8 protein-coding genes are annotated in these 10,382 nt (G+C 69.7%); 3 read left to right on the top strand and 5 right to left on the bottom strand.

Going from position 1 to position 10,382, the window contains the following annotated elements; translation table 11 throughout:
* The first annotated feature begins 104 nt into the window (after nucleotides 1-104).
* Complete coding sequence (gene rpsT / locus ACIPVN_RS00980; protein WP_247622209.1) at nucleotides 105-365, top strand: 30S ribosomal protein S20; 261 nt, start codon at nucleotides 105-107, stop codon at nucleotides 363-365.
* 100 nt (nucleotides 366-465) lie between these two features.
* Here the strand turns inward: rpsT and holA are convergent, their stop codons facing one another.
* The 5 genes from holA to ACIPVN_RS00955 all read right to left on the bottom strand — a co-directional run bounded on the left by holA (nucleotide 466) and on the right by ACIPVN_RS00955 (nucleotide 8,639).
* Nucleotides 466-1,506, bottom strand: coding sequence for a DNA polymerase III subunit delta (gene holA / locus ACIPVN_RS00975; protein WP_400438297.1), 1,041 nt, complete (start codon nucleotides 1,504-1,506; stop codon nucleotides 466-468).
* Nucleotides 1,507-1,515: 9 nt separating this feature from the next.
* Nucleotides 1,516-3,849, bottom strand: coding sequence for a ComEC/Rec2 family competence protein (locus ACIPVN_RS00970; RefSeq protein WP_400438295.1), 2,334 nt, complete (start codon nucleotides 3,847-3,849; stop codon nucleotides 1,516-1,518).
* Nucleotides 3,846-4,529 (bottom strand): helix-hairpin-helix domain-containing protein, encoded by a 684-nt coding sequence (locus ACIPVN_RS00965; RefSeq protein ID WP_400438293.1) that lies wholly within the window; start codon nucleotides 4,527-4,529, stop codon nucleotides 3,846-3,848. The genes ACIPVN_RS00970 and ACIPVN_RS00965 overlap by 4 nt, the downstream gene beginning before the upstream one ends.
* A gap of 155 nt (nucleotides 4,530-4,684) precedes the next feature.
* Complete coding sequence (gene leuS / locus ACIPVN_RS00960; RefSeq protein WP_400438291.1) at nucleotides 4,685-7,261, bottom strand: leucine--tRNA ligase; 2,577 nt, start codon at nucleotides 7,259-7,261, stop codon at nucleotides 4,685-4,687.
* Nucleotides 7,262-7,295: 34 nt separating this feature from the next.
* Nucleotides 7,296-8,639 (bottom strand): anthranilate synthase component I family protein, encoded by a 1,344-nt coding sequence (locus ACIPVN_RS00955; RefSeq protein WP_400438289.1) that lies wholly within the window; start codon nucleotides 8,637-8,639, stop codon nucleotides 7,296-7,298.
* A gap of 41 nt (nucleotides 8,640-8,680) precedes the next feature.
* Between ACIPVN_RS00955 and ACIPVN_RS00950 the strand changes: the two genes are divergently transcribed.
* A complete protein-coding gene (locus ACIPVN_RS00950) occupies nucleotides 8,681-9,352 on the top strand; it encodes a DedA family protein (protein WP_400438288.1) in 672 nt (223 codons plus the stop codon).
* A gap of 4 nt (nucleotides 9,353-9,356) precedes the next feature.
* Complete coding sequence (locus ACIPVN_RS00945) at nucleotides 9,357-10,382, top strand: App1 family protein (protein WP_400438286.1); 1,026 nt, start codon at nucleotides 9,357-9,359, stop codon at nucleotides 10,380-10,382.

Here is a 10,382-nt window from a genome sequence, read left to right as displayed (position 1 = left end):
TTGCTTCTTGGCTTGCGTGTGGGTTCTTCCCTCACGACCGTCGTGCAGCAGCCCTCTTCTGCTGCCGGCACTCCGAATCACTCCTGTACAGAAAGCGTCCACACGTGGCAAACATCAAGTCGCAGATCAAGCGCAACAAGACCAACGAGAAGGCTCACGAGCGCAACAAGGCCGTGAAGAGCGAGCTCAAGACCCTCGTTCGTCAGACCAAGGCAGCCGTCGCCGCGGGCGACAAGGCAGCCGCCGAGGCCACCCTCAAGAAGGCCGCCGTCAAGCTCGACAAGGCCGTCAGCAAGGGTGTCCTGCACAAGAACCAGGCGTCGAACCGCAAGTCGGCCATCGCCAAGTCGGTCGCCGCTCTCTGAGCAGAGCACCGCTGAGAAAGGCCCGTCCCGTTCGCGGGGCGGGCCTTCTTCGTGTCCGTGGTGCATGCGATCTTCTCCGCTGCCGCGACGGAGCGGCGGACTACTCCTCGCCGAACGGGCGACGGGTGGCGATGACCGTCACCATGCGCTCGAGCGCGAAGATCGGGTCGCGTGATGCGCCCTTCACCTCGGCATCCGCCCGCGCCGTCGCCTGGATCGCGAGCCCCAGCGAGCGCTCGTTCCACCCCGCGAGATCGCGGCGTGCACGATCGACCTGCCAGTCCTTCATGCCGAGGCGCTGGGCGAGCTGACGGCTCGGTTCGCGGTTGCCCGCGACACGTGCCATGGTGCGCAGCTTCATCGCGAAGGCGGCGACCATCGGCACCGGATCGGCACCCGACGACAGCGCATGCCGCAGCGAGACGAGCGCCTCGCCGTAACGACCGGCGATCGCGGTGTCGGCGACGACGAAGGCGGAGACCTCGACGCGGCCGCCGTAGTACTTGGTGACGATGTCGTCGGTCACGTCGCCCTCGACATCGCCGATGAGCTGCTGGCAGGCGGCGGCGAGCTCGGTGAGGTCGTCGGCGAAGGCCGACACGAGCGCTCGCAGCGCCGAGGGTTGGATGCGCTTCTTCGCGGCCTTGAACTCACCGGCGGCGAAATCGACGCGGTCGCCGTCGCGCTTGATGGCGGGGCAGGCGATCTCGATGCCCTCACCCGTTCCGGCGCGCAGTGCATCGAGAAGCTTCTTGCCGCGGACGCTAGCTCCGGTGTGCCGGAGGATCACGGTGGCGCCGTCCTGCGGCTGGTCGAGGTACGACACGGCCTCCTGCAGGAAGGCGTCGGAGCAGCGCTCGACGCCCGAGACCCGCACGAGCCGCGGCTCACCGAAGAGCGACGGCGACGTCAGGGAGAGCAGGGTGCCCGGCGCATAGTCGTCGGCCCTGATGTCGCTGACCTCGAGGGCCGGATCCTCGGCACGCAGGTAGTCGCGGATGCCGGCGATCGCACGCTCGGCGCAGATCTCCTCGGGACCTGCGACCAGCACGAGCGCGGCGGGACGCGGTTCGCGCCAGGAGACCTGGGGGATCTTCGACGGCTTGGCGGCGCTGCGGGACGAGGATCGCGGAGCTGCCATGGATCCAGCCTACTCGGGGGCGCCGACGTCGGACTCCGTCCAGACCGCGATCCGGCCGTCGTCGATCCCCAGCAGGATGCGTCCCTGCCGATCGGTGCGCAGGACGTGCGCCCCGACCGACGTGAGCAGGTCGAGCGTCTCCTCTCGCGGGTGACCGTAGTCGTTGTCGATACCCGCGCTGAAGATCGCGATCGCCGGGCGGATCGTCTCGTAGATCGCGGGATCCTGATCGGCGCTGCCGTGATGGGCCACCTTGACCACGTCGTACGGTCCGGTCAGACGGGTGTTGCGCGCGAGCATCCGTTGCGCCTCGGCCGACAGATCGCCGAGGTAGAGCGAGCGCGGTACCCCACCGCCGGAGACCTCGATCACGACACTCGCATCGTTGCCGGAGGGAAACACCGCCGACTCGCGGAGCGGCCAGAGCACCCGCCAGGTCGATGCGCCGAGCGTGCCGCGCAGCCCCGTCGTCGCCTCGGTCACGGTCGCGCCACCGGCACCCAGCCCGTCGAGGAGCCGCTGTTCCTCAGCCTCGACGACCGGCCCGTGGAGCACCGTGCCGACCCGCCCGCGCACGGTGTCCACTCCCCCGACATGGTCGAGGTCGAAGTGCGTCAGCACGAGGAGGTCGATGTGGTCGATGCCGAGCGACCGCAGGCAGTCATCGAGCGGGCCCGGTTCCGGACCGGTGTCGATCAGCGCGACCCGGTCCTCCGAGCGCACGAGAACTGCGTCTCCCTGCCCCACGTCGCAGGCGGCGATCGACCAGCCGGACGGCGCCGACATCGCCGCGAGCGGCCCCTGCAGAGCGACATGCGCCCCGCCGAGGGAGAGCGCCACGATGAGCACCACCGCCGCGAGGCGGTGCGTCCAGGAGAACCACCGAACCGGACGGCCACCGACGCCGCTTGCTTCTCGCCGTCCGCGCACGATGACCGCCAGGGCAGCGCTGAGCACCGCCACGAGCACGGCGCTGCCGATGCCTGGAACCAGGGATGCCTGCGCGAGCGGCAATCGCGCGCTCACCGTCGCGGTCGCCGAGATCCATGCGGCCGGCAACCAGGCGGACGCCGCGAGAACATCGGCGAGCATCGGGATCGGTGCGGCGAGGCAGGCGAGAAGACCGATCACGGTTGCGATCGGCGCCGCGGGAGCGGCGAGCAGGTTCGCGGCGATACCCACCAGGGACTGCTGCTCGGCGAACAGCGCGATGATCGGACCGCACGCCAGCTGAGCGGCGAGGGGCACCGAGATCGCAAGAGCGAGCGGCTGCGGCATCCACCGCACGAGTCCGCGCGCGAGCGGAGGCGCCAGCAGGATGAGCGCCCCCGACGCCGCGACCGACAGCGCGAACCCGGCCGTCGCGGCCAGCCAGGGATCGGCGATGAGGATTCCGGTCGCGCACAGGGCGAGCATTCCCGCTCCCGCGCTCGGACGTCCGAGGAGCACCGTGAGCATCGCGACCCCGGCCATCACCGCCGCGCGGATCACGCTGGGTTCGGGGGTCACCAGCACCACGAAACCGGCTAATGCGAGAGCGGCGACGACCACGCGCAGGCGACGCCCGCCTCCGCACAGGGCGATGAGCCAGAACGCCGCGGCGACCACGATCGCGCAGTTGGCGCCGCTCACGGCCGTGAGGTGGCTGAGGCCGCTCGCGCGCATGTCGTCGTTGAGGGCGTCGGAGACCGCGCGGGTGTCACCGACGGCGAGTCCGGGCAGGAGGCCGGCGCCCGGCTCGGGCAGGCGGGTCGCTCGCTCGATGAACGCGCTCCGCGCACCGGCCGCGACCGCGAACACCCCCGCCGCCGGGCGCACGATCTCCGCCTCGGTCGCGAACACGACGACCGCTGCTCGCTCCCCCGGATCCGTCGCCTCCATCTGCCCCCTCACCCGGATGGTCGCGCCGAGATCGAACCCCTCGGCCGGCTCGATGCCGACGCGTGCCGGCGCCGAGACCGCCACCTTCCCCGCCGACGACCCGACGGAGGTCGACTGCGCCTCGAACCAGAGACGCCCGTCCTTCCCGACCGATGCCGATGACGAGACATCCGCGACCAGATCGACCGCATACGCCTCGCGCTCACGGAGCGCCTCGCGCGCCGGCATCGCGAGACAGGCCGTCGTCGCCACCGCTGCCGCCGCCGCGAACACCACGATCACGAGTCCCCCGCACTCCGCACCATGCGCACGGGAACGCCGCACGACCATCCCGGCGACGATGGCCGCGACCACGCACGCCGCAGCCGCTGCGCCCGCGATCTGCGGGAGGAACACGCACAGCAGCCCCGTGGCCCACGCACCCGCGGCGATCGGCAACAGCCGGAGATCGCGTCGCCTCACACGCGCACGCCGTCACGCAGACCCTCGAGCAGCTTCTCACCGATGCCCGGCACGGCAAGAAGGTCGTCGACGGTCTGAAACCGCCCGTTCTCGTCGCGCCACGAGATGATCCGCTCAGCCAGCGCAGGGCCGATACGAGGTAGGGTCTCGAGCGCCGCCTGATCTGCCGAGTTGAGGTCGATCCGATCGTCGCCGGGTGCTGCCGTCCCCGCGCCGGGAGTCGCCCCGGAACCCGGTCCGAGCACGGTCGCGCCGACGATGGGCACGACCACCTGCTCACCATCCGTCACGATGCGGGCGAGGTTGATCGCGGCGAGGTCGGCCTCCTCCGTCGTGCCGCCGGCCGCGGCGAGGGCGTCGACGATCCGCGCATTGATCGCGAGCACGTAGAGTCCGGGCCTCTCGACGGCGCCGAGCACGTGCACGTAGAGCTCGCCGCCCGGAGCGGTGGTGCCTCCGGCATCCGTCGCCCCGGTCGGCGTGTCACCGATCGAGACCGTCTCGACGGGCGCGGCCTGTCCGCGGAGGATCCCGAGCCCGACCGCGGCCGAAAGCACGACGAGAGCGAGAACGACCGCCGCTCCGATGCTCAGGCGCAGGCGCCGGGGCGGAGAAGGAGGATCCGCCGACGGAACCTCGACGGGCGAACGGTCAAGGGAGAGGTCATCGGTCGACGGCATCCGCCCACGCTAGACTTCCCGATTCCGTTGCCCCGACCCGCGTGCCGAGCGCAGTGGACAACTCCCGGCGATCACGCGCCGTGCAGAACCACACCCGCCGGAACGCCGAGACCGCCGCCCGGCATCCGGACGGCGGTCTCGATCGAGAGAGCAGATCAGCCCTTGACGACGAAGCTCACGATCTTGGGCGCGCGCACGATGACCTTGACGATCTCCTTGTCACCGATCGCCCGGATCACGCGCTCGTCGCCGCGAGCGAGAGCCTCGAGCTCGGTCTCGCCGATGCGTGCGGAGACCTCGAGCTGAGCACGCACCTTGCCGTTGACCTGCGCGACGGCGGTGATGGTGTCTTCGACCAGCAGCGCCGGGTTCGCCGAACGCCACGTCACGAGACCCACGGAGGGCTCGTGACCGAGGATCTCCCACATCTCCTCCGCCGTGTGCGGGGCGATGAGGTCGAGCATCACGGCGACGGTCTCGGTGGCCTCGCGCACGGCCGGATCGGCGGCGCCGTTCGTACCGTTGTCGATCGTCTTGCGGATGGTGTTCACCAGCTCCATCAGACGGGCGACGAGCACATTGAACTTGGTCTGCTCGACGAGCGCCGGCGCCTCGGAGAGCAGCTTGTGCGTCGTGCGACGCAGCGTTGCATCCCCTCCGTCGAAGACGACGTCGACCGGGCTCGAGACCTCGCGCGCGATCCGCAGTGCGCGCGACAGGAACTTCTGAGCACCCGTCGTCGAGACGTCGGCCCAGTCCTTGTCGTCCTCCACGGGCCCCGCGAACGCCAGACCCACGCGCAGCGCGTCGGCGCCGTGCGCGTCGAGCTCCTCCTGGAAGAGCACGAGATTGCCCTTGCTCTTCGACATCTTCTGGCCGTCCAGCAGCACCATGCCCTGGTTGATCAGGTTCGAGAACGGCTCGGTGAAGTCGATCAGCCCCATGTCGAACAGCACCTTCGTGATGAAGCGCGCGTACAGGAGGTGCAGGATCGCGTGCTCGACACCCCCGATGTAGGAGTCGACCGGAGCCCATCGTGCGGCCTGGGCCGGGTCGAAGGCCACCTGATCGCTGTTCGGCGACAGGAAGCGCAGGAAGTACCACGAGCTGTCGACGAAGGTGTCCATCGTGTCGGGGTCGCGCAGCACGGGCTCGCCGGTGGCCGGGTCGACCGTGCGTACCCAGCCCTCGGCACCGCCCAGGGGCGAGGTGCCCTTCGGCTTGAGATCGAGGCCTTCGATGCTCGGCAGACGTACGGGCAGCTTGTCTTCCGCGACCGGGATGATGCTGCCGTCCTCGGCGTGCAGCATCGGGATCGGCGTGCCCCAGAAACGCTGGCGCGAGATCAGCCAGTCGCGCAGGCGGTAGTTCTTCGCGGCACGACCGGTGCCCGATGCCTCGAGGTGCTCGATCGCGCGGGCGATCGCGTTGCGCTTCGACAGACCGTTCAGGTCGCCCGAGTTGATCAGACGCCCCTCACCGGTCAGCGCGACGCCCGTGGACGCGGGGTTCTGGTCGTCGAGTGCGCCGGTGTCGATCGGCACGCCCTCGTCGTCGACCTCGATGACCGGCATCGCTCCCGTGATGGGCGCCGTCGTGTCGACGACGACCTTGACCGGCAGATCGAACGCGCGGGCGAAGTCGAGGTCGCGCTGGTCGTGCGCGGGAACCGCCATGACGGCGCCGTGACCGTAGTCGGCCAGCACGTAGTCGGCAGCCCAGATCGGCAGCTTCTCGCCGTTGACCGGGTTGATCGCGTAGCGCTCGAGGAAGACACCGGTCTTGGGGCGATCCGTCGCCTGGCGGGCGATGTCGGTCTCCTTCTGCACCCCCTCGAGGTAGGTCTCGAAGCGCTCGCGCACCTCGGCCGGAGCATCCGCCGCGAGCTCCGCGGCCAGGTCGGAATCGGGCGCGACGACGAAGAAGGTGGCACCGTGCAGCGTGTCCGGGCGCGTCGAGAACACGGTGACCGGCTCGTCGCGGCCCTCGATGCGGAAGTCGACGTCGGCGCCGACCGAGCGGCCGATCCAGTTGCGCTGCATCTGCAGCACCTTGTGCGGCCAGAATCCCTCGAGCTGGTTGAGGTCGTCGAGCAGCCGGTCCGCGTAGTCGGTGATGCGGAAGTACCACTGCGTCAGCTTCTTCTTGACGACCTCGTAGCCGCAGCGGTCGCAGCGACCGTCGACGACCTGCTCGTTCGCCAGCACCGTCTGGTCGTTGGGGCACCAGTTGACGGCACTCTTCTTGCGGTAGGCGAGACCGCGCTCGTGCATCTTCAGGAACAGCCACTGGTTCCAGCGGTAGTACTCGGGGTCGGACGTGTGCAGCACGCGCGACCAGTCGAACGAGACACCGTACGCCTGGAATCCGACCTTCTGCTGCGCGATGTTCTGGTAGGTCCACTCGCGCGGGTCGGCGCCCTGACGGATCGCCGCGTTCTCGGCGGGCAGCCCGAAGGAGTCCCACCCGATCGGGTTCAGGACGTTGTGCCCGCGGTGACGCCAGAAGCGCGCCACGATGTCGGAGTACAGGTAGTTCTCGGCGTGCCCCATGTGCAGGTCGCCGGACGGGTACGGGAACATCGCGAGCACGTAGCGCCGGGGGCGCGTGTCGTCATCGCCGCCCGTGAGGAACGTCTCGTTCTCCGCCCAGTACTTCTGCCACTTGGCCTGGATGGCATGAGCCGACGACGTCTCGTCCTCAACGGGAGCGGTGGACAGGTTCTCAGACAACGAACGCACGACCAATCTGGAAGGAAAATCGGGATCAGTTCAGGATATCGGAACCCCAGGCCCCGGGCAGGACAGCGCCCAGTGCTGCCAACGGCGCGCGTGCTTTGGTCGCGACCTCGGCGACCTCGGCCGAGGCATCCGATCCCCAGGTGATCCCGCCGCCGGCACCGACGGTCGCCTTGTCGCCGTCGAACACGATGCTGCGGATGACCATCGCGAGGTCGACGGCGCCGTCGACTCCGATGTAGCCGAAGCATCCGGCGTAGATCCCCCGCGGACCGCCCTCGAGCGCGTGCAGGTGCGTCATGGCCGACAGCTTCGGAGCCCCGGTCATGCTTCCCGCCGGGAACGCGGCGTCGAAGAGATCGCCGACGGTCGCTCCGGGCTCGGCCGTGCCGCTGACCGTGCTCACCAGCTGGTGCACCGCGGGATAGCTCTCGACGACCCACAGTCCCTCCACCCGGATCGACCCGGCGACGCAGACGCGGGAGAGATCGTTGCGCATGAGATCGACGATCATGACGTTCTCGGCACGCTCTTTGGGGTCGACGGCGAGCTCGGCCGCGAGAGCGGCGTCGTCGATAGGGTCCAGTGATCGCGGTCGCGTGCCCTTGATGGGCCGGGTGCGGATGACGCCGTCCGAGGCGAGGAGGAACTGCTCGGGGCTCGCGCTCAGCAGCGTGCGCCCCTGGATCCGCACGAAACCTCCGTGGTGCGCGGGCGTCGCGGCGCGCAGACGGGCGTAGACGGCGACCGGGTCGCCCACACCGGAAGCCGAGAAGCGCGTGGTGAGGCAGAGCTGATACGCGATCCCCCGCCGGATCAGGTCGCGGCAGCGCTCGATGAGGGCCGCGTACTCCGCCGGTTCGTGGCGGGCCTCGGCCACGACACCGGCGACCGGCGCGTTCGGCAGGTCGGGGAGAGCGGATGCCGCGACCGCTGCCCGCTCGATGACGGACTCCCACTCCCCGAGGTCGTCGTCGGCCTGCACCCATACCCGCCGACGCGCGTGGTCGAAAGCCGCGAAACGCTGCACGCGCATCCACGACGTCCGGTCATCCGCACCGGTGCCGTCGGTCGGAGCACCGGCCGCGGCCGCCCCTGTCTCGTAGTCGTGCCAGCCGACCCATCCGCCGCGGAACGGCGGCCGTGCGTCCTCCACCGCTCCCCCGTCGGCGGGAACCCCGCTGTCCTCGCCGAGCGCCACGTCACCGGGCAGCGCCGACGGCTCGCCGACGCCGACGAAGCTCCACCCGTTCGCGGTATCGGGACCCGCGTCGAGCCAGAACACCTCCGGGGACGAGGCTTCGATGACACGGAAGACGTCGACGGGCTCGACCCAGACGGAAACGGGACGAGCGGTCGGACGATGGGGCACCTTGTCAGCCTAGAACCTGGCCGCTCCCGTATTCTCGTGCTGTGGATGACCTCTTGACCTGGCTGTTCGAATTCATCCGTTCGATCGACCCCGTCACCCGCACTCTCATCGCCGGCATCGCCGTCATGCTCGAGACGAGCGTTCTCATCGGACTCATCGTGCCCGGCGACACCGTCGTGATCATGGCCTCGATCGGCGTCCGCGGACCGGTCGAGGCGACCGCGATGGTGATCGCCGTCGTCGTCGGAGCGCTGATCGGCGAGAGCATCGGCTTCGCCCTGGGGCGTTGGCTCGGCCCCCGCATCCGCACGTCGTGGCTCGGTCGCCGCATCGGCGAGAAGAACTGGGTGCGGGCCGAGCGCTATCTGCAACGACGCGGCGGGATCGCGATCTTCCTCTCGCGCTTCCTGCCCGTGCTGCACTCCCTCGTGCCCCTCACGGTCGGAATGAGCGCCTACTCCTACCGTCGCTTCCTGGCGTGGACGGCACCCGCCTGCGTGATCTGGGCGGTCGCGTACGTCAGCGTCACCTCGCTCGCCGCGCTGACCTTCGACGAGATGGTCGATCGCGTGCACTACGCCGGATACGTCTTCGTCGGGATCATCGTCGTCTTCCTCGTCGTCGTCTACCTCGGCAAGAAACTCCTCGAGCGCTCGGAGCGTCGTCACCTCGAAGCCCACGACGCGGAACCCGAGGCGGACGTGAAAGACTGAGCCAATGGCTTCCGCACCCCCGGCGCCCCGGATCCACTGGTTCGCCCGACTCGAACACCGCTTCCACGTGTGGCGTGAAGTCCGTGCGCGCAAGCGGGGACGCACCGCGACGGTCGTGCCGTTCCCGGGCTATGGCGGACCCGGCTGGGTGCGCGTCGTCGGGCGCGTGCTGATCGTGCCGCCCCAGCGACGCGGCAAGGACGGGGAGCTCGCGAGCATCCGTGGCTGGCGCAGCTTCGTCGGGATCCCGGTGAGCTTCGCGAAGGTCTCGGTGCACGTCGGCGACACGGTGCACCAGGTCGTCGCCGACCGCGGCGGGGTCGTGGATGCCGTGATCCACGCGGATCTCGATGCCGGGTGGCAGACGTTCCGCGTGTCGACGGAAGAGCAGGAGCCGGTCGAGGCGACCGCCTTCGTCGTCGGCGCGTCCACGACGTTCGGGATCGTGTCCGATGTCGACGACACGGTCATGGTGACCGCTCTCCCGCGTCCGTTCATCGCGTTCTGGAACTCCTTCGTGCTCGACGAGCACGCCCGCATCCCCGTGCCCGGCATGAGCGTGCTCCTCGACCAGCTGCTGCGCCAGCATCCCGGCGCGCCGATGGTGTACCTGTCCACCGGCGCGTGGAACATCGCACCGACGCTCCGTCGCTTCCTGAGCCGCCACCTCTTCCCCGCGGGATCCATGCTCCTCACCGACTGGGGACCCACCCACGACCGCTGGTTCCGCAGCGGTCGCGAGCACAAACTCACCAACCTGCGCCGCCTCGCCGCCGAGTTCCCGCACGTGCGCTGGCTCCTGATCGGCGACGACGGGCAGCACGACGAAGCCATCTACTCGACCTTCCTCGAGGAGCACCCCGAGTCCGTCGCCGGTGTGGCGATCCGTCGTCTGCTCCCTGCCGAGGCCGTTCTCGCCGGTGGGCGCACGGATGCCGAGCCGCACGGCGACGAGGACGTGCCCTGGGTCAGCGCCGAGGACGGCGCCGGGCTCCGCGACCGGCTCGGCGACGCCGGCATCCTGGACTGA

The sequence above is a fragment of the Microbacterium sp. NPDC090003 genome (assembly GCF_044748385.1).
Lineage (GTDB): Bacteria > Actinomycetota > Actinomycetes > Actinomycetales > Microbacteriaceae > Microbacterium.
The sequence above is the reverse complement of the archived record's forward strand: the minus strand, read 5'-3'. Positions and strand labels throughout refer to the sequence as shown.